This is a genomic window from Dorea formicigenerans (assembly GCF_025150245.1).
Lineage (GTDB): Bacteria > Bacillota > Clostridia > Lachnospirales > Lachnospiraceae > Dorea > Dorea formicigenerans.
Genome location: NZ_CP102279.1, coordinates 2569455 through 2590336 on the forward strand (window position 1 = coordinate 2569455; position 20882 = coordinate 2590336).

Here is a 20882-nt window from a genome sequence, read left to right on the forward strand (position 1 = left end):
CACTTCTTACCTCGTCTGTCGTTTTATAAAATCTTCCACATTACTGCTGTATACCGGCTGATACTCAGAAACATAATACCTGCCTTCTTTTAACTTGTTTCGGTTCACATCTTCTCCTCGGAAAATCTCTACAGCTAGCTTCGCTATCTGCAACGCCTGATCTTCTTTATCATTATACACTGTTCCCTGCATTTCACCAGTTTTTATTGCTTCCAATGCATCATCTAATCCATCAATACCGAAAATAACCGGCCACTCTGCCTGTTCATATCCGGCTTTTCGATATGCCTCCACAGCTCCAAGTGCCATTTCATCATTGTTAGAAATGACAAGTTCAATTCCATCTTTATACTGACTGATCAGGCGGTTCATCCGGTTTTCGGCCTGTCCCCGGTTCCAATCTGCGAACTGATAACTTAATTTTTCCAGATTTACCTCTTTCTCGATCAATGTTTTTACAGAGAAATCCGTTCTGCTGATTGCATCCTGATGCCCAGCTTCTCCTTCCAACAATACATATTGTATTTCACCATCCTGATTCTTGTCTACTTCCGGATGATTTTTAATATAATCTGCCGCTATCTCTCCCTGCATCACTCCAGATTGTTCTGCGTCACACCCTACATAATACAGGTCTTCCCACTGCATCAAATCCTCCCAGACCGGTTCCCTGTTAAAGAAAATAATCGGGATGTCATTCTGTTTTGCCAGCCTGATAATCCGTGACGGATCAGTTCTGTCTACCAGATTGACGCACAAAACATCACAACCGGCATCAATCATCTCTTCCACTATATCATTCTGATCCTGCTGATCATCATTTCCATTTTTTACAGATACGGTAATCTTCATATCTTCTGTTTCCATAGATTTCAGATTTTCTTTTAGCTTATCTGCCAATGCATTGATAAAAGGATCATCCTGTGTATATGTTACAACACCTACACGCAACACTTTATCAGATTTTATTTTTCCTGATCCACAGCCGGAAATACACAGCATCGCTACCATTACAACAACTGCACAGACACTTTTTTTTCTACATTTTTTACTCATAGGAATATAAAAACCTTTCTATTTCGTCATCTAAAAGCTTAGTATCCTGATCCATAATCTTTACTTCCGTTTCGTGACTTTCCATTTTGTAAAGTCTGTTTTTTAGTTTCTTTGCAATTTCTTCTACACTTTTATATCCTATCTCATATCCATCCAGTACGACAAGCCCTTGTGTCTTTCCGTAATCCTGAAGTGCAATTGCTTTCATACTGCTTCCGATCCCATAAATCTTCGTTCCTGCTCCCTGTTCTTGTGTTTCTTCCTGTGCTTCCTCCTGCGTTTCTTCCTGCGTTTCTTCAAACTGGTCTCCCAGTTGATCTAATGCACCGGGATCTAACACTACCAGCGTATCTACTTTTGGCTGTTCTTTCACTTTCTCGCAGACATCCTGGTCTTTCTCCTGATAATAATGCCATAGGATCTGACAGTCGGAACCTTCCAGTGCATCCGTAAGCCCGCGGACTGCACTGGCTGCCGCTTCCGTATCTTTCCTTCCCACAACAATTCCTATGGTCTGTTTTCTTGAATTTATCTGTCCGCCAATATATTTTCCCATCTCATAGTAATCTGGTGCGACTACCGAAAACTTCGATGTTGCTTCTGCGTCTTCGGTATACAGATCTTCCACGACCAAAATAACCGGAACATCTGAACATTCTTTTGTCAACATCTCTTTTGTATCTGTTCCAGGTGCAGGAAGCACAATAAATGCATCGATATGATTATTTTTCTGCTCTTCGATAGCTTCCTTTTCTGCTTCTGCATTTTCAATATCATCTGTGTTGCAAATGACCAGATGTATATGATTCTCTTTTGCCGACTGCTTCATTCCTTTGATCAGAGAATCCCATCTCTGGTCTCCGGATTCCGGAAGTATTACGGCTACTCTTTTTTCCGGCACGTTCTGAATAAAAATCTTCCACACAAAAAACAGTGCCAATACAAGAAGAATCAATTCCATAGCAAAGAATGTTATTTTATTCTTTTTCATGTGCATTCCCCCTCTGGCTGTATTTTTGCATTTCCAGCTTTTCTGCATTTTCTTTTGTGTATGGGATTGCCGGAATGTGAATAACGACTTTCGTTCCTTCATCAGGTTCACTGTAGACAGTAAGTCCGTATCCTTCACCAAACATCAGTTTAATTCGGGAATGAACATTAATAACTCCGACTCCTGACCCATGTTTTGGAACTTTGTTGTTATCTGTCAAAATATTTTCCAACACTTCTTTGCGCATTCCCATTCCATTATCTTCTATACTAATGTATATATCATTGTCTTTCTTTTCCCCGGATACTACAATTCTTCCATCATCGTCTTCATCCATATGTCCGACTCCGTAATAGATCGCATTTTCCAAAATAGGCTGGATGACCAGCTTTACAATACAGTAATTATAAAGTTCTTCATCTATCTGAAAATCTATCTTAAATCTTTCTTTATAGCGTACCAGTTGAATATTCATATAACTACGGCTATGCTGAAGTTCATCCTTGATCGGAATAATCGTCTTGCCCCTTGACAGGCTGACTCTCAACAGTTTTGCAAGCTCAGAAATCATAATGACCGCTTCTCGATTCTTCTGTGCTTCTACCATCCAGGTGATAGATTCCAACGTATTATAAAGAAAATGTGGATTAATCTGGCTCTGAAGCGCATCCAGTTCACTTTTTCTCCGCTCGTTTTGCTGACGCATAATTTCTTCCATCAACTGTTCGATCTGTTCATATGATTTCTGCACGGAATGTCCAAGATGTCGTACTTCCAAAGATCCCCCGATATAAATATCCGGTTTTTCTCCGGCTTCATAAGCCTTCACAGAAGCATCTAATTCACGGATTGGCTTTGATACTTTCTGGGAAATTAACCGGTTTCCCTCCAAAAGCAGCATCATCAATATAATAATCGTTGTAAAAATATAATATCTGAAGTTGTTAATATTGGCTGTCTGCACACTTTCCGGTATCACACCGATCAGTTTCCAGCCTGTATAGGAAATACTTCCGACAATAACATTTTCTTTACCATTGCCAGACGATATCTCATAGACTCCATCCTCATATCCTGCTGCCTTAAGGCTGTTCTCTTTGAATAATTCACGGTCTATCTCTGCTCTTCTTGGATGGTAGAGAAGTTCCCCGTCCCGATTACAAACATAATAGTAAACTCCGTCCGAAGACTCATTGATCTGCTTTAAAACATTTTCAACAACAGAATATTTCATATCTACCAGAAGCACTCCGCTCCCCGGTCTATCTCCGTCATTAATATCAACCGAACGGCTGAGCGAAATGACTCGATGATACCGATAAGTTCCGTCCTGAAACAAGTTCTGTACATGAGGCATGGAAAAATGAATATTTTCAATCGCATTTTCCGCATTCTGATACCAGTCCTGGTTTTTAATCTCTACATTTTCTTTTTCTAAAGATACCGGCTCTGAAGCAATAAGATTTCCGTCACTTCCATACAATGCCATACTCTGTATCTTATCTGAATTCGTCTCATACAGCAGACTGAATTGCTTTGCAAATTCCTGACTGGAAATATCAAATTCCTGAATAATATTGTAGTTAGCCGCATTAAAAATCTGTCTGATATCTAACAGATCAGAATTCAACCGGTCCACGCTGCTTTCGACCGTTGCTTCCGTATTCGATATAGCGGTATTATCCATTGCCAGTTTGAATCTGTGGTAAAGTAGCAATCCCATTATAGTAATTGTAATCAGTGTCGATGCCATAAGAACAGACATGATAATGGATTGTATGTTAAATCCGCCTTTTCTTTTCTTCACGCTTTCTTTTCCCCTCATATGGATTATTTCTTTAAATGTTCATTCCGATATTTTGAAGGTGACATCCCAAATCTCTTTTTAAAAACATAGCTGAAATAATTTGCATCCAGATATCCTACTTTTTCTGCAATGGTATAACTCTTTTCTGTCGTATTCAGTATCATCTCTGCCGCAATATCCATCCTGTAATCAGTCAGATAAGAAATAAAAGATTTTCCCATCTCCTTTTTGAATATGGAAGAAAAATATGAATTGGAAACTCCAAGTGCTGAACACACATCGTCAAGTGTGATCTCTGACTCCATATATCTTTCTCTCACAATATTCTGAGCCTCTGTCACAAGACGTCTTGACGTACTGTTTCTGGCATTTTTCAACTGTTCGCTGATTTTCAGCGACATACCTATGATCCAGGATGTCAGTGCACTTTCATCCATCTGGGATACTTTTTGATATAAATTCGGTACATTTCCGGACATTTCATTAAAATCCAGTGAATTATTGGAGCAGAATTTAAAGTAGCCGCTTACGATCTCCATGGTAGCAAGATTGTACTGTCCAATCGTCTTTGCATTTTTATGAAGTTTTTCAATCTCTTTTCTGGCCGCTTTCTCAATCTCTTCCTCATCGCCTACATGAATAGCACGAAATAGCTCATGCATTCTCGCTTCTTCCTGCTGCGTCTGGATTTTCGATTCTTTTGGTACGATTTCTCCAATATTGATTGCCCGCTTTGTTCCATACAAAACTCTATAGGAAACTGCTTCTCTGGCGCCTTCGTAGGATGTACTGATATCATAAAGACTTTCACATGTCGTTCCTACTCCTGCTGTGACAACTGCTCCCATAATCCGATAGGCCCATCGACAGAACCTGTCACATTCATCGGTAATCTGAACAAGATTCTCCTCCGTGTCCACTTCCAGTACTAAAACTGTATTACCAAGATAGATAAACTCCTGACACTTCCATTTTTCTGCCAGCCTCTGCTTGATTTCCCGGTCTACCGACATGGACAAAAGCAGCGAATCCATCCCCTCCGGTACATGATTCGCCGAAGTATGAAATACAACACAGCAAAAAAGCGGTCCCTTCATATCGATCTGATATGCTGTCAGAAATCTCTTGTAATCTTCTTCACTCACTCTTCCTTCAATCAGTGAAATCAAAAAATTAGATTTTAATGCCGGGAGCGCTTCCTGGAAATAATCTTCCAGTTTCTTTACATTTAACTTCTCTTCCCGTTCTTTATCTAACGTATCTTTTAACCTTGTCAGACATTCTGATAATTCCACCGCATTGATCGGCTTTAACATATATTCCTTGATCTCAAGATGTACTGCTTCCTTCGCATATTCAAACTCATCAAAACCGGTACAGAGCATAATGTATATATTCGGATAATCCGCACGCACTCTTCTGGCCAGTTCCAGTCCGTCCATATAAGGCATCTTGATATCGGTTAAAACGACATCCGGCTGAAGCTTTTCTATCAATTCTAATGCCTTCACTCCATTTGTCGCGCTTCCTACTACTTCAAACCCTAATTCATTCCAGCGAATCTTTGCTTCCATGACATCAATAACTTCTTCTTCATCATCCACAAGAATTACTTTATATCGTTCCATCTTAATCCCCTTTTTGTCCCTATTTCAAGTTTTTTATCATAAATCGAGAACTTTTAATCCCCATTCATTATATCAAACATTTCCCGGATTCTAAACAATCATTATACAACTGCCAGCGACTTTTATAATATAGCAGGAATTCTCTTAAGACTCCTGTTATATTATAAAAGCCGCCCCTTTCATCTATAAGACGAGCAGGGCAGCTTTCACCTTTTATGTTTACCTGCGTAAACAGCCTTTTTTAACTATTATTTTTTCTGTACATATTTCAGACAGTCAAGTGTAACGGCTGCCAGAATAATGATACCTTCAAAGATAAACTGAAGGTTTGTATCAATACCAAGAATTGTCAGAGAGTATGTCAGAGATGTAAAGATTAATACACCCGTTACAACTCCTGAAATTTTACCGATACCACCAGTAAAGGAAACTCCACCAACTACACAGGCTGCAATAGCGTCCATATCCCAGCCCTGTCCATAAGCTGCACTACCAGATCCAACCATTCGGAGACACTCGAGCCAGGAACCAAATCCATAAAGAATACCTGCCATGATAAATGCTCCCATTGTTACTTTGAATACGGAAATACCGGATACGGTTGCTGCCTCCGGGTTTCCACCGACTGCATAAAGGTTCTTTCCAAATGTTGTCTTGTTCCAGATGAACCATACAACAACTACTGCGATGATTGCCCATAAAATAATCATTGGGAATCTTCCTGCCTTTGGAATAAAGATATTCGGAATTGCCGGATCAATTGCTCCAAAAGAAACTCCCTTTGTTGCATATGTAACAAGACCGAAGATAATCAACATGTTCGCCATTGTTGAAATGAATGGATGCATCTTAAATCTTGCCATAAAGAATCCGGCGATCATAGCAAATACGGTTGTAAGAATGATACATACACCTAATGCTAATAATGCTTTTGGAATTGTTCCCATATTGGAAAAATCAAAAATGTGACCAAATACACCACCGGTGTTAATTCCGTTATGCATAATAATGGTTGCTGTAACCATACCCATACCAACCATACGTCCTACAGAAAGGTCGGTACCTGTTAAGAGGATCAGGCCTGCAACACCAAGTGCGAGGAACATTCGCGGTGAAGCCTGCTGTAAGATATTCAGGATATTCGTTACTGTAAAGAGCTGTGTATTTTTCACAATTGGTGTAATGATACACAGAGCAATAAAGATCAGAATAATTACAATATACAGACCATTCTTATACAGGAACTGTGTCATATTGAATGTATATTTGTAATTTTCAATTTTCTGTGCCTGTTTCTGAGCAAATGTGTATTTTGACATTCTCAGAAGATCAATCAAATGGAACTTATGCATAAATGCATCATGTTTTCTGTCCTTGATTTCCTGAAGTCTGGACTCATGTGCCATCTGCGCATCATATAATTTATTCTTATATGTATACTTCTCTGCTTTGATCTCTTCTGCATCTTTCAGGCTTCCAAGTGCTTTCTTATGCTCTTCCTGAAGCTGTGTTTTAGTTTTTTCAAAGCTGCTGTTCTCTGCTTTCTTCTCAGCTTCACAACTCTTGGCAACAATGTCATAATATTCACTGCTGTAATGCTTGGAAAGATAACCTTCTGCATCTGCAATCAACTTTGTAATCTGCTCTTTATTTGCAGCCTCTGTTGCTTTTGCTTTCTCCAGTTGTTTTTTGCTTTCCTCAATAATCTTGTTCTGCTGCTCTTTTGTTAAATTCTTATTCTCTTTTGCAATTGCAATCTGATTTTTTAAACTATTGACTTTGTCAGATCCTTCTACACGAAGTGCATCGATCTGAGCCTGTATCTTACCAACATATTCGTCAATCGGCTTTAAAAGCTTCGCTTCTTCTTCAGCCGAAATAATTACGTTGTTCTCTGCCATATCTAATACTCCTCTCTGTTACAAATATTTCGCACTGAGTCTCAATAATTCTTCCTGATCTGTCTCTTTTGTATTTACGATTCCGGCCAGACGTCCATTTGACATAACGCCAATTCGATTCGTAATTCCAAGAATTTCAGGCATCTCTGAAGAAACTACAATAATTGTCTTTCCTTGCTTTGCCATATTGATAATCAGTTCATAAATCTCGTATTTTGCACCTACATCAATTCCTCGGGTCGGATCATCCATCATGAATACGCTCGGTGAACGCTCCAGCCATTTACCGAAGATAACTTTCTGCTGATTTCCTCCGGAAAGGCTTGTGATCATATCATCTGGTCCCATACACTTAGTATGCATGATCTTGATCTCCTCTGCGGTCGCACGTACCATTCTGTCATGAGACAATGCAACGCCGCTCTTATAATGACTCATATTGGCAATGGTAGTATTAAATGTAATATCACCTTTTAAGAACAGACCATTGGCTTTTCTTTCCTCTGTAATCAGAGCAAATCCATGATCCATTGCATCTTTCGGAGAGGAAAAGTTCATAACTTTTCCATCATAAATTACATTTCCTTCTGCTCTTGTACGTATTCCGAAGATTGTCTCCAGAAGTTCCGTACGTCCTGCTCCTACCAGACCATAAAATCCGAATATCTCTCCTTTTCTGATATCAAAGGATACATTCTGAATCTTTGGTGCATATTTTGTTGAAAGATTTTGTACAGAGAGAATTTTCTCTCCCGGTTCATTATCTACAGGTGGAAATCTATTATCCAATGAACGGCCAACCATCGCTGCGATCAGCTCATTCATATCAGTATCTTTACTATCCTTAGTCATAACAAGACTTCCATCTCGAAGAACTGATATTTCATCACAAATCTCAAAAATCTCGTCCATCTTGTGTGAAATATAAATCAGTGAAATTCCCTGTGCTTTCAACTGACGCATCATTTTGAAAAGCTTTTCTACCTCTGGTGCTGTAAGTGATGATGTTGGCTCATCTAATACAATCACCTTAGAATGATATGAAATTGCTTTCGCGATTTCACACATCTGGCGCTGTGACACAGACATTTTCTTCATTGGCTGAGTCAGGTTCACAGTTATTCCAAGTTGACGGAACAGATTTGATGTTTCCTTTTTCATTCTTGCTTCATCAACAACTCCAAAAGAGTTTTTTGGATATCGACCAAGAAACATATTGTCGATAACACTTCTCTCCAGACACTGGTTCAATTCCTGGTGTACCATCGCTACGCCATTTTCCAGTGCATCTTTCGGTCCAGAAAAATTCACTTCCCGGCCATCTAATATAATTGTCCCCTCATCTTTCTGATAGGTTCCAAAGAGACATTTCATCATTGTCGATTTTCCGGCACCATTTTCACCCATAAGTCCCATAATGGTTCCAGGTTTGACATTCAGGTCAATATGTTTTAGAACCTTATTTCTGCCGAATGACTTACTCATACCTTTAATCGATAAGATGTATTTATTCTTATCCTCTGTCATAGCCCTGCTTCCTTTTCTTAGCGAAAGAAGGGTATCATCTCTGACACCCCTCTTTGTTTCATTAATTTACTGGTAATCAATCTCTTATTATTTAAGAAGTGATGTATAAGATGATGCATTGTCTGTTTTAACCATGTTAATTGCAAATGCATCGTACTCGCTTGGATTTCCAAGACGGTTTGTGATGTTAGACTCTGTCTGTCCATCTCCACCGATGTAATCAACTGTCAGGTTCAGAAGATCATCATAATTCTCAAGCAGTGGCTGATATGTTGAGCTCAGGAAGTTATCTGATGCATTGTAAATGTCAAGCCATACTTTCTTAGATGGACTCTTAGAAGAATCAAGCTGTTTGGAAACTTTGTCGTAAACCTTTGTTGAATCTGTAAAGTCTTTGTAGTTGTCAGCTGTTACAGCTACGTTTAATGCGTAGTATGATCTGTCCTCTTCACTGTATCTGTAGTCTTCACCTTCTGTCAGGCAGTTACCAGCATCATCTGCTGTACCGATACCTGTATCAACATCTACTCCGTCAAGTGCGTTACGAAGAACTCTCAGTGTCAGGTAAGCCTGTACATCTGCATGCTGTGAAATTGTTCCGCCGTATCCTTCAGCAATTGCTGCTACAGCATCACTGTTAGCATCATATCCGAATGTAGGAACTTTGTTGTCTTTTGCCCAAGCGTTGAACATTGACATTCCCATACCGTCATTGTTAGAAACAACAACATCGATCTGCTCTCCGAAAGAAGCTGACCATGTTCCGATTGCGTTACCAGCTGTAGCTGCATCCCATGTAGCTCCTGCTGAGTTCTTCATCTCCTGAGAAGCAAGCTCACGAATTGTATATGTCTTTCCATTTACATCAAGAGTTGCATCTTTAACAACTTTTGCTTTTCCGTCTACGTTAGTTCCTGCTGGTGTAGAATCAACTTCACCGTTTGCATCAATACCTGTTCCAAGAGCAGAACGAACACCACGTGTACGAGCGATAGAATCGTTATGTCCGATATCACCAATTGCAAGTACATATCCGATTACTCCGTCACCGTTTCTGTCAATCTTGTCTGCATTAGCTTTGATGTAGTCAACAACCATCTGTCCCTGCAGTTCAGCTCCCTGGTTAGCATCAAATCCTACATAGTATGTATCATCATTGAAGTTCAGAGCCTCTTTGTCAAGTTCGCCCGTAGAACTGTTAGATGGCTGACGGTTGAACCAGCAAAGCGGTTTGTCTGCATTTGCTACAGAACTGTCTGATGATCCTGATGATTTAGAATCTCCTGAGGATCCACCACAACCTGCAAGTGATAACGCAAGTGTAGCTGTCATAATTGCTGCTAATACTCTTCTTTTTTTCATTTTGTTTCCTCCCATTTGTTCATTTTGCTTCAATTTTCCTTGAACCAATTAACTAATTCCATTATAATCACTATGCTCTGTTTAGAACATAGAATATTTTTGTATTTATTATCAAATTTCTATGGTAATCAGTGATTTTTTTATGCATTTTCCTTATATCTACTTTTTTCGGCATATTCATCGCAACACCCAAATCTGCACATTTAAAACAAATCTACTGTTTTCATTCAAGCGAAAAGAGCTTCACACACAACTTTCCAGGCTGTGTATGAAGCTCTTTATATTGTATTCTCTTCTATAATTTTATTCGATTACTCCACCGTTGGCCTCGATCAATCCATTAATATAAGCTGTTCCGAGTGCACGGTCATATAATCCGTAACCTGGTTTTCCTGTTTCTCCCCAGATCATACGTCCGTGATCCGGGCGGAAATATCCGTCAAATCCAGTCTCTACCAATGCTTTCACAATTGCATTCATATCAAGAGAGCCATTCTGTGTCAGATGTCCAGACTCTTCAAATGATGTATCCGGAAGGATCTTTACATTTCGGATATGCATAAATCCAATTCGATTCATTGAAGAATATTTGCGTACCATAGCCGGGATATCATTTTTCGGCGAACTCCCCAGGGATCCTGTACACAGGCACAAGCTGTTAGCCGGGCTGTCCACAATAGAAAGATATCGATCCAGATTCTCCTCGCATGTGATCACTCTTGGCAGTCCAAAAATCGGATACGGAGGATCATCCGGATGAAGCGCCATGACAACGCCGCACTCTTCCGCTACCGGAATGACACGTTTCAGGAAATATTCAATGTTTTCCCAAAGCCCTTCTTCTCCTATTTCACCATAGGCACGGATCAATTCACGGACTTCATCCTGTGTATAGCTCGAATCCCAGCCCGGAAGATGAATGTCATCTTTTAATGGGTCCAGACCTTTCATCTGTTCCCAGTACATTACAAGACTTGTGGAACCATCTTCTGCTTCTTTGTCAAGCTGTGTTCTTGTCCAGTCAAATACCGGCATAAAATTATATGTCACACATTTAATCCCGTATTTTGCACATCTGCGGATAGACTCGCAATAATTCTCAATGTGACGGTCTCTTTCCGGTCTTCCAAGTTTGATCTCTTCCGTTACCGGAATGGATTCTACAACATCAAAAATCAATCCATGCTCCCGGCATTCATCTACCAGATGTTTGATACTTTCTTCCGGCCATACTTCTCCCGGTTTTACATCATAGACAGCGGAAACGATGGAACGCATCCCCGGAATCTGACGAATCTTATCTAACGTTACCGGATCACTGTCTCCGTACCAACGAAATGAACTCTTCATTGCATTTTCCTCCTATTCAAGAATGCCTCGGCATTCCTGCTCAGTTATTTTACAGCTTCACTTTTACAACAATTTTCTTCACCGGACACGGACCATTCTTTGTCATACGTCTCGGCGCATGTCCGTCTTCCGGCGGAACAATGGCAAAATCTCCAGCCTTCAGGATTACAGAGCCTGCATCGTCTGGCTCATTGTAGAAAATCAGGTCTCTTTCTGCATCATAGTCCATAGAAGGTGTCAGATTTTTCACCGGCTCATACCCAAAGCATTCTTCTCCTTCTACCACATACTGTACATCAAAATATTCCAGATGACTTTCAAATGCACATTCTTCTACAGTCATAGTTGTATAGCTCTGCACACTTGCATAAACTTCATCTCCATCAATCTCTGTTCTTCCGATCGGAAGTGATGCAAGATCTGTTTCTCTTAAAAATGTAAATGCTTTTTTAAACTTATCACTGAGGTAATCATACTTCTCAGCTAATGTAATATTAGTTGTTAACATTTATTTCCTCCTGCAGTGTTTACTGCTTCTTTGTCATATTCATGATTTCATCGTATAGTCCCCATGCTGCATTCTTATCATAAGAATACACGAGAAGTACATCTAACATATACGGGGACACCTTCAAATCCAGAAGTTTCCCTGCGAATGCCATAGCCGCAATCTCAGAAAGACAGGAAATCGTAGATTTATTGGAAAACGGTTTTCTCCAGAGTTCTACCCTTTCTGTTCTTGTATAGATTTCTTTCACGTGCCGCTCCTCTACTGCATGAAATAATTCATGAGCAAGTAATGTATTGGTAAGATTTTCTCTGCGAAGCAGATCGCATCCACATTCTTCTTCCAATTTTGAAGCTTTATCCACACAATCCGTAAAAATAGTGATCTCATCCGGTTCTACAAATTGAGCAAAAAGTACCAGACCGCCTCCTACCGGGACTTTTGGAGTTTTTACTTTCATCCCAAGTTTTTCAGCTAATTCTCTCGGATTTCTCGTTCCATACTGCCTCGCGATTTTTTCAGCCCACTCTCGACCGCAATCATTCGCTTTGTGCGTATACTGCATTTTCTGCTCGTTACTGAACCTTCCTTCTAAAGGCTCTCTGCTAAATGCATATTTTCCCCAGTCTTCCTCTGTCAAAGCCCCCAGTTTCTCTATCATTTCCGGAAACGGAACTTTGGGATATTCCGGCATAGAAAAGGCAGTACCCTTTCCTGAAAATGCGTCTATAAGTCTGTTCCACTTTTCCTGTCTTCCCATATATTTTATACCTCTGCATCCTTAGATGCCACGGATCATGATTGATCTATAAACTGTTCTTTGCTCCTACGATGATGACATCATCACCTGGATCTATCATCTGCATTTCCACTTCCATCAGCATCATGATCTTATCAAGGTCTACAGAACCTGAGAAATCCATGACACGCGCACCGGCACAAATGTAATAGTCCGGGCGAAGGATTGCGTCCTGCTGATAAATTGCAAGCTCTTCCCATAACTGAGATACGATATTACGATAGCTTCCGGCTTTACAAAGAATTGCTTTTCCGTCATTTCTCTGAACCTTGATAAATCCTTTTTTATCCAGAATACGAACCGGATGTTTTCCTTTTCCTTCTATAGCAAATACATAGAAGTTCTTTGTTGCACATTCTTCATTTACTTCTGATGGAGCAACCTTCAAGTCTTCAGCTGCCAGTTCTCTTGCTTCCTTAGCTGTACACTCTTTTAAAAGGTCCGTTGTCTTAACTTCTGTTGATCCAAGGGCAATGGCTGTCAGTTTTGATGTCTGCGGATCGATCTCAATATGTACATCTACGCTGTCTGCTGCCGCACCACTTTCTACAGCCTTATCAATTGCCTCAGCTTTGATGGAGCGGATATCTTCCGGTGTCGGGTTCGGAACAACACGTTCTACAACGTCTCGTACCATTGCAAGCGCAACTCCGATAGAAGAAATAACTTCTGCATTGTCCGGGATTGAATAGCGCAGTCCCATTTTATCAGAACAGAATCCGATAAGAGCCGCTGCTCCTCCACCAACTCCGACCAGACTGATCTGGTCTTTTTCCAGACGGTATTTGTCAGCCAGATCCATAATGATCGGCTCAATCTTTTCGTAAGCCCTTGTCAGGATCTGAGTTGCAACTTCTTCTACAGTTTTTCCCATGTAATCTGCCAGCGGCTGCATTGCCTTTCTTGCTGCATTCGCATTTCCATATGCAAAATATTCCGGCTTAATAAGACCAAGCACATTGGCTGCACATGTATTCGTAATGGTGATACGTTTTCCATTCTTTAATTCGATTGCGACATAGTCCTCCGGATCTCCTTCTTTCGGGCTGAAGAATACAACTTTCGGATCTACGATTTCTTCTTCCGGTGTAAATACTGCATAATCAAGACCTGCGATATGTGCGGAACGTGGTCCTACATCTTTTACTCCGTTCTTATCTGCACGAACCATACTTCCTCCGGCAACACCGAGAACTCGTACATCTAAGCTGCTGATATATGTACGATGTCCGCCAACTACAGAATAGTCGATAGCAGGACGTCCATCTTTGATAACACCGATATTGGTCGTTGTTCCACCTACTTCAAAGTATACACCATTAGAAGCACGCAGATACATCAGACTTCCCATAACAGATGCGGCCGGACCGGATAACATGGTCAGTACCGGACGTTTTTTCATCTCACTGATCTCCATAACTCCACCGTCACCACGCATGATCATCAGCGGAACTTCAACACCTGCACTCTTAACACTTTGCTCTGTAGAGTTTGCAGTGTTAAGCATTTTCGGAAGAATAGACGCATTGATCGCTGCTGTACGGGTACGTCTTGTCAGTCCGTAAAGTTTTGTGATCTCACTGGCTGCTGTTGCTTCAAGTCCCATGTCTTTTGCAATCTTGCAGATGCCAGTCTCATTTTCCATATCATCTACGCCGAAAGACTCACTGGCAACGATAACCTCTGCGCCATCTCCAACTAAAGATTTAATCGTGTCTGTCACAGCCTGGTCGGACAGTTTTTCATCACAGATGTAACGATTCTTAAGACGGATAAAACGTCCAGACCCAAGATTGATGTCTTTCATATTTGTCTGAGCTTTTGCAATGAGTCCGCCGATTCCTTTCGGACCGACACCAACAACACCAACCTTTGCAACGTCACCTTCGATTAAGGCATTGGTTGCCTGGGTCGTAGAATGTGCTACGAAAATGACATCTTTCGGGTCAATATTATTTTCCCGCAGGCAATTCTGAAATGCTGCTACAACACCGGCTGCTACGCCTGCTTTATCATCGTGAGTTGTCTTTACGGAAGATTTTCCAATTATTTCATGTGTGGCATTGTCAATGGCAACCGCTTTTGTATGTGTTCCACCTACGTCAATACCCATACGTACTTTTCTATCACTCATTTTTTCACGCCCTCCTTAACCGAACATAACATATGTGATCGCCTGCATAATGATACATACAAGCCATGCATATGGCAGTGTCATCTTCAGATGTTCTCTTGTGGATACTTTTGAGTAGCTTACTCCCCATGCAATCCAGCTCTGTGTCATACAGATCGATACATTCATTGTAATAGAAGGAATGACCATCAGTGCATACAGATATGGTGTTGGGAATCCGATTCCTTTCAGGATTCCAAGTGTTGCAGCTCCGCAGCCGAACAGTGTAAATGGTCCACGGAACAGTCCAAGTGGCGCAAGAATTGCAAATACAATGCTGATAACCAGTGTATTATTCGGAATAATATTTCCAAGAAGTGCATTAAAATATGGCACACAAAGCTCTGCTGCTTTGTTGAACATCGGAATCATAAGCAGGAATCCTACCAGCGGTGCAGTGTCAACAACACCATCATAGAAATCCTTATTCAGTACACGGCATGCACCGCGAAATGATGTCAGTTTCTTACATACGAATAATGCGTAGAAACTTCCAATTGTAAATCCAAGAATGATCGGTACATTAAACACTACAAGAAGTACAACCGGAATGATCGGTGCGATCAGAGCAATTGTCGGAACATATCCCGGGCGGGCTTTTCTTGCTGCAGATGCGCTCCATGCATGAACGGTTTTCTTCTTTCTAAGTGTCACAACACACATAACAATTACTACAAGAAGCTGTACTGCAACTCCGATGATTGCCCAGTGAAGACGTGCAGGATCATCATAAGTGATGAGCTGTTTTCCATCTTCTCCAAGGAAGAATCCAAGGAACTGTCCGGTAAGTACCGGATTTAAATACATTCCGGCTCCGACACTCATCATGAAGGATCCGATGGAAAGTGTCTTAGGAATACCAAGACTCATAAGGATTGGAAGAATGATCACTCCAATCGCTACAACGGCACCTGCGCCAAATAATGTTGAAAAGATTGCTGTTGTAACTGTAGAAAGTAATACACAGATGATAACTGGTTTGTCTCCACCAAGCTCAACCGCTTTACGGATCAGTGCATCTGCAATACCTGTCTGAAGAAGAACACGTCCAAACCATGCACCAAATACAACATTTACAAGTACATTTCCCCAGCCTTCCGGACCGGACTGGAAAACTTTTGTAATTGCATCAACAACACTGATATCCGTGATTCCCGGATAAGAACCAATAAATTCCGGATTTGTCGCAAATGTATTTCCAATAAGTGGAAGCACTGTCCAAATAATTGCCATAATCAGCATACCCATCATCAGGTTACCGCCGCGCACTGCGTATACGGCCAACCCTACAAATGAGATGAGCAGCAGGATTCCAATAATATATTCCATGATATTTCCTCCTGTATCAAAGATTCTTTATGATTTCTATAACCTCTTTTAAATTCGAAACTTTCGCATCCCACAGGCCTTCTTCTTTCTTAGGTGCCGGGGACAGATCTGGGATTACAATCGCTTTGCAGCCAGCATTTTTTGCAGCTTTCAGACCATTTGGGCTGTCTTCCAAAACAAGACATTTCTCTGTCGAAACTCCCAGTGCCTCTGCCGCAGCTATGAAGATATCACCGGCAGGCTTCGCTGCCTTCACTTCATCACCGCACACTGATGCACTGAAATATTCTGTTACATTTGCCATATCCAGATAACCCATCGCTTTCTTGCGGTTTGTCGAGGTTGCGAGCGCCGCCGGAATATTTTCTCTTTTCAAATACTCCAGCAGCTCCACCAGCCCTTTCTTTACCGGAAGCCCATTCTTATCGATCCATTCTTTTGCATATACCGTCCGAAGCGTAAATGCTTCATCATACAGCTCTTCACTTCCAAATGCTTCTTTGAAATGTCTTCGCTTTTCTTTTTCTCCGGTTCCGCGAAAAGAAGCGATCAATTCATCTTTCATATGAATGCCAAGCTTTTTTCCTGCATATTTCCAGCCTTCGTATCCGATTCTTTCCGTATCGAACATAAGCCCGTCCATATCAAAAAGTACTCCCTGAATCATTGTTTCTTCCTATTCTATATTTCCTAATTATTATTACATCTTCAGAACAGATTCCCATACTTCTTCAACAACCGGGATTCCCTGTTCTTTGTTCTCTTTGATGTTCTTAAGCTCTAACTCTCCCGGATAAAGAACTTCTCCGTCCTCTTTGATCGGCTCAGAAGATTTCACATCTGCAAGAATCTCATCTACAATTGCATCTGTCTGCTCCACTGTGTTGAACTTTGTAGGATCTACTGCAATCATAATCTGAGTAAGTCCAATCTCGTCACCGAATGTTCCGATTTTTGATACAGAGTTTCCATCTGTAAGAACTGTTGCGATCAGATCCAGCACGATGGAAAGTCCACTTCCCTTCCAGTATCCCATCGGAAGCACACGCCATGTCTTCTCGATTTCTGAAGGGTCTGTTGTGAGTTCTCCCTTTGTATCATATCCTCCCGGCACCGGAAGTTTCAGTCCTTTCAGACGGCAATCTTCAATCTTTCCATAAGAAAACTGAGATACAGCACAGTCGATCATTGCATGTTCCCCATTAGAACGAGGCACTGCCATGATCAACGGGTTATTTCCGATCTTGCGGTTCAGTCCACCCCATGCAGGCATGTTCGGCATTGTATTAGACCAGCAGATTCCGATACAACCATGATCTGCTGCAAGCCAGCCATATGTACCACCACGCATCCAGTGGTTATTATTTCCAAGAGCTACACAACCAATTCCATTCTCCTTCGCAAGTTCGCATGCACGATCCATTGCACGTTTTGCATTCAGAGGTCCAAATCCACGATGTCCATCCCAACGTTCAATCGCTCCCATCTTCATCTCACAAGTTGCTCTTGCATTCGGATCAATCTCACCTTTCTCCAGGTAGCTGACAACTCTTGGAAAACGGTTCAGTCCGTGGGAGTATACACCAGCCAGACTGTTCTGTGCGAAAATGATTGCCGCATTCTCGGCATCTTCATGAGTGAATCCTTTTTTCTCTAATACTCTTGCAAACTCCTGCACCATTACATCATATTGAACTCTCATATTAATCTCCTTTCAATTTTGAGAAAATATTATTGAAAATTTATAGAAGCGCTTTCTTTACTTTTCATTATATTTATTTCACTCGTTTTGTCAATTTCATGCGCATATTTTTATTTTTTTCGGCATTATGTTCAAATTCTAGCATTTATTTTAGTACAAAATAACGATTATTTTTTAACAATCTTTCATATTTATGCAAGCGCTTTCAGTTTATTAAAGATTATGAAGAAAAAAAAAGCAGAGGTACTTTCAGTTTTTCTTTCTGAAAATCCTTCTGCTTTTCATAGCTCTATCTGCAATCTTTCACCTATATCGTCTTTTTTTGTTGTCTTATGTCAGCTTATGTTGTCTTTCCTTCCACCAATTCCGGCTGGATCACACAGGAAGAGTACACATCCGTCTGTTCAATCAAACTTGTAAGGAGCTGCACGCTCATCATCGCAACCATCTCCGGCTTATTGTCAATAGTCGTAAGACGTGGTTCACAGATTCTTGCATATTCTGAATTATTGTACCCGGTAACCGCTACATCTTCCGGTACTCGAAGTCCGGCACGCAATGCCGCTTTCACCGCTCCCGTTGCTGTAATGTCTTCTCCACAGACAATGGCTGTAAATTTCTTATTCTCGGCAATCAGTTTTTCAACCGCTTCGATTCCTCCACCGATACTTCTGTCCGTATCGATCACATATTGCTTCGCGTCACTAACACCGTGACTTTCCAATGCTTTTATAAACCCTTCACTTTTTAACCTGGCACTGACCGTATCCATATCCTTTAGATAGTACATATCAAGGTGCCCTCTTTTTAGCAGATGTTCCACTGCCAGAGAAACGCCATACCGGTCATCAACTAAGACAGAATAGGAATTCGGCAGTTCCAGTTTTCCATTCGCAAGCACTACCGGTGTATTCTTAATCATATTTCCAATTTCATCTTTTTTGCAAAGTGTATTAAAAATTGAACCGACCAGTACGATTCCGTCTACTTTTTTCTCAAGCATTGTCTTTAAATACTTGGCTGTCTCTTCCAACTCACCACCCGTATTACAGATTGCGACCTCGTACCCTCTGTGGCTAAACTCCCGTTCAATTGTATAAACAGTTCTCGCATAATGCGGCACGCGGATATCCACAGTCAGTACTGCAACCGTCTTCATTGTTTTACTTACCATACCACGCGCAATCGCACTGGGCGTATAATCATGCTTGTCCAATATTGCTTCTACTTTTTTTCTTGTAGCAGCATTCACATTCCCTTTGTTATTCATAACACGAGAAACCGTTGATATAGAAACTCCGGCTTCTTTTGCTATATCATATATATTCATCTTTTTCCTCTTTTCACTGCTTTGCATTGCATACCAAGCTCCTATGAAAGCGCTTTTATACTATGAGGATACGTGATTTCAAAGGGATTTGTCAAGAGATTATTGATGAAAGTAATTTTTCAAATTAATTTCGCTATAACACACTAGTCATAAAATCCAAGAACGTCCATGCTGTCTCACTTTTACAACCGTTTTATTCTTACCTCAACTGTAAAATCAATGAATAGAGCAAAAAATGAGACAATCTCATTTTTCAATTACAAAAGAGAGGAGCATTTATATGCCAAAACCAAAGACAGCCACCGGAGAAAAGAACTTAATCAGTAAAAGACTCATCGAGCTTCGTGAGAAAAACCATATGTCCCAGCGGATGCTTGCCCATCAGCTTCAACTGCGCGGCTATGATATGGACAAAAATGTAATTACAAGAATTGAAACAAATAAGCGCTTTGTTACTGATGTTGAAATCAAAGCATTTTCTGAAGTTTTCGAAATATCTTATGAATATCTCATTGATGGAAAAGAAAAGTAATGCGAGTGGCTTCGCATTACTTTTCTTTTCTCTCATATCCATTCTAAGATCAGTGTCCTGATCAAATCAAGTCGAACGTCCGTGAGACTTGGCGCGTGATTCTGGTCAGAAAAGCTGACATATTCCTATCAGAATCACTGCGCATCCTCGCGGATCGTTTATCTCATCACTATACTTTTTAGTATTGGTATTATGGTTCTATTTGGTTTTATATGTGTTCCACTGTCCTAAATCCATAGGCTGTACTGAACGGTGTTATCAATTTGTTATCACATCTCTGTTATCAATCAAAGATTCTCGTGATATCCTGATATCGGTTAACTACACGATAAACCTCTACATATTCTTTACTGATCTTGTAAATAATCACATAATCTTCCCATATCGCATATTTATAATCTGTCCGAAAGCTGACCCGTTTGGAGAGATCCGCCCCCATTCCCGGAAACATTTGAAGATTTTCAAATTTACCATAAATCTCTTTTATCGTCTTCGCAGCATATTCCTCGTTGTCTTCGGCAATATAATCCCGGATGTTCTTCAAATCCTTTGCAACAATCGGATTGATCCGCAGTTTTAACATCTTATTCCCCCACAAGTGCTTTTAATTCATCCAGATCCAGCCAGCCTTCTCCGTCTTTCACCGCTTCTTCAGCTTCCTGCAGCTTCATCAGAAGCTTTTTCTCTGCCCGGTCACGCTCATAATCTTCAATATCCATGACTACGAAACGTCCTCTGCCATTCTTAGTCAGATATACCGGTTCTCCTTTATGACAGTTTTTCAGGACTTCATTATAATTTCTCAAATCAGATACTGGTAAAATATTTGCCATATTCTTTCAGCTCCTTCCTTTGATTTTAAATTGTTTCTGCTACTTTTATTATAC

General features: G+C 40.7%; 18 protein-coding genes. 1 reads left to right on the forward strand and 17 read right to left on the reverse strand.

The features are described from left to right. Positions 1–6 precede the first annotated feature (6 nt). The 15 genes from NQ560_RS12425 to NQ560_RS12495 form a co-directional block, all read right to left on the reverse strand. Entirely contained in the window at positions 7–1056 is a 1050-nt protein-coding gene (locus NQ560_RS12425; protein WP_005333649.1) for a galactose ABC transporter substrate-binding protein, read from the reverse strand. Next, the gene (locus NQ560_RS12430; RefSeq protein WP_005333648.1) at positions 1049–2047 is read right to left on the reverse strand and encodes a substrate-binding domain-containing protein; all 999 of its coding nucleotides are present in this window, start codon (positions 2045–2047) and stop codon (positions 1049–1051) included. Before NQ560_RS12430 ends, NQ560_RS12425 begins: the two co-directional genes overlap by 8 nt. After that, a complete protein-coding gene (locus NQ560_RS12435) occupies positions 2034–3872 on the reverse strand; it encodes a cache domain-containing sensor histidine kinase (protein WP_005333647.1) in 1839 nt (612 codons plus the stop codon). The genes NQ560_RS12430 and NQ560_RS12435 overlap by 14 nt, the downstream gene beginning before the upstream one ends. Before the next feature lie 5 nt (positions 3873–3877). Next, positions 3878–5482: a response regulator gene (locus tag NQ560_RS12440; protein WP_005333645.1), complete on the reverse strand. Its 1605-nt coding sequence runs from the start codon at positions 5480–5482 to the stop codon at positions 3878–3880. A 248-nt stretch (positions 5483–5730) separates the two neighbouring features. After that, entirely contained in the window at positions 5731–7383 is a 1653-nt protein-coding gene (locus tag NQ560_RS12445; protein WP_005333643.1) for a galactose/methyl galactoside ABC transporter permease MglC, read from the reverse strand. Positions 7384–7401: 18 nt separating this feature from the next. After that, positions 7402–8910, reverse strand: a complete 1509-nt coding sequence (locus tag NQ560_RS12450; RefSeq protein WP_005333629.1) for a sugar ABC transporter ATP-binding protein — start codon at positions 8908–8910, stop codon at positions 7402–7404. A gap of 87 nt (positions 8911–8997) precedes the next feature. Continuing rightward, positions 8998–10272 (reverse strand): substrate-binding domain-containing protein, encoded by a 1275-nt coding sequence (locus NQ560_RS12455; RefSeq protein WP_029731177.1) that lies wholly within the window; start codon positions 10270–10272, stop codon positions 8998–9000. A 303-nt stretch (positions 10273–10575) separates the two neighbouring features. Then, positions 10576–11622: a mannonate dehydratase gene (gene uxuA, locus NQ560_RS12460; RefSeq protein WP_005333619.1), complete on the reverse strand. Its 1047-nt coding sequence runs from the start codon at positions 11620–11622 to the stop codon at positions 10576–10578. Between the two features lie 49 nt (positions 11623–11671). Continuing rightward, on the reverse strand, positions 11672–12130 hold the full coding sequence (locus NQ560_RS12465) for a NanQ anomerase/TabA/YiaL family protein (protein WP_005333617.1): 459 nt from the start codon (positions 12128–12130) through the stop codon (positions 11672–11674). Between the two features lie 19 nt (positions 12131–12149). Further along, positions 12150–12890, reverse strand: a complete 741-nt coding sequence (locus NQ560_RS12470; protein WP_005333615.1) for a hypothetical protein — start codon at positions 12888–12890, stop codon at positions 12150–12152. A 46-nt stretch (positions 12891–12936) separates the two neighbouring features. Continuing rightward, the gene (locus tag NQ560_RS12475) at positions 12937–15063 is read right to left on the reverse strand and encodes a hydantoinase/oxoprolinase family protein (protein ID WP_005333613.1); all 2127 of its coding nucleotides are present in this window, start codon (positions 15061–15063) and stop codon (positions 12937–12939) included. 15 nt (positions 15064–15078) lie between these two features. After that, complete coding sequence (locus tag NQ560_RS12480) at positions 15079–16431, reverse strand: hypothetical protein (RefSeq protein ID WP_005333611.1); 1353 nt, start codon at positions 16429–16431, stop codon at positions 15079–15081. A 16-nt stretch (positions 16432–16447) separates the two neighbouring features. Continuing rightward, positions 16448–17098: an HAD family hydrolase gene (locus tag NQ560_RS12485; RefSeq protein ID WP_005333610.1), complete on the reverse strand. Its 651-nt coding sequence runs from the start codon at positions 17096–17098 to the stop codon at positions 16448–16450. 33 nt (positions 17099–17131) lie between these two features. Next, the gene (gene yiaK, locus NQ560_RS12490) at positions 17132–18133 is read right to left on the reverse strand and encodes a 3-dehydro-L-gulonate 2-dehydrogenase (protein WP_005333608.1); all 1002 of its coding nucleotides are present in this window, start codon (positions 18131–18133) and stop codon (positions 17132–17134) included. Between the two features lie 340 nt (positions 18134–18473). After that, positions 18474–19463: a LacI family DNA-binding transcriptional regulator gene (locus NQ560_RS12495; protein WP_022278841.1), complete on the reverse strand. Its 990-nt coding sequence runs from the start codon at positions 19461–19463 to the stop codon at positions 18474–18476. Positions 19464–19743: 280 nt separating this feature from the next. Here NQ560_RS12495 and NQ560_RS12500 point away from each other — a divergent pair, with 280 nt between their 5' ends. Further along, positions 19744–19995 (forward strand): helix-turn-helix domain-containing protein, encoded by a 252-nt coding sequence (locus NQ560_RS12500; RefSeq protein ID WP_005339884.1) that lies wholly within the window; start codon positions 19744–19746, stop codon positions 19993–19995. 283 nt (positions 19996–20278) lie between these two features. On the opposite strand, the gene NQ560_RS12505 is transcribed toward NQ560_RS12500, so the two are convergent. Next, positions 20279–20578, reverse strand: coding sequence for a type II toxin-antitoxin system RelE/ParE family toxin (locus tag NQ560_RS12505; RefSeq protein WP_005333604.1), 300 nt, complete (start codon positions 20576–20578; stop codon positions 20279–20281). 1 nt (position 20579) lies between these two features. Continuing rightward, complete coding sequence (locus tag NQ560_RS12510) at positions 20580–20828, reverse strand: type II toxin-antitoxin system prevent-host-death family antitoxin (RefSeq protein ID WP_005333597.1); 249 nt, start codon at positions 20826–20828, stop codon at positions 20580–20582. Between the last annotated feature and the right edge of the window lie 54 nt (positions 20829–20882).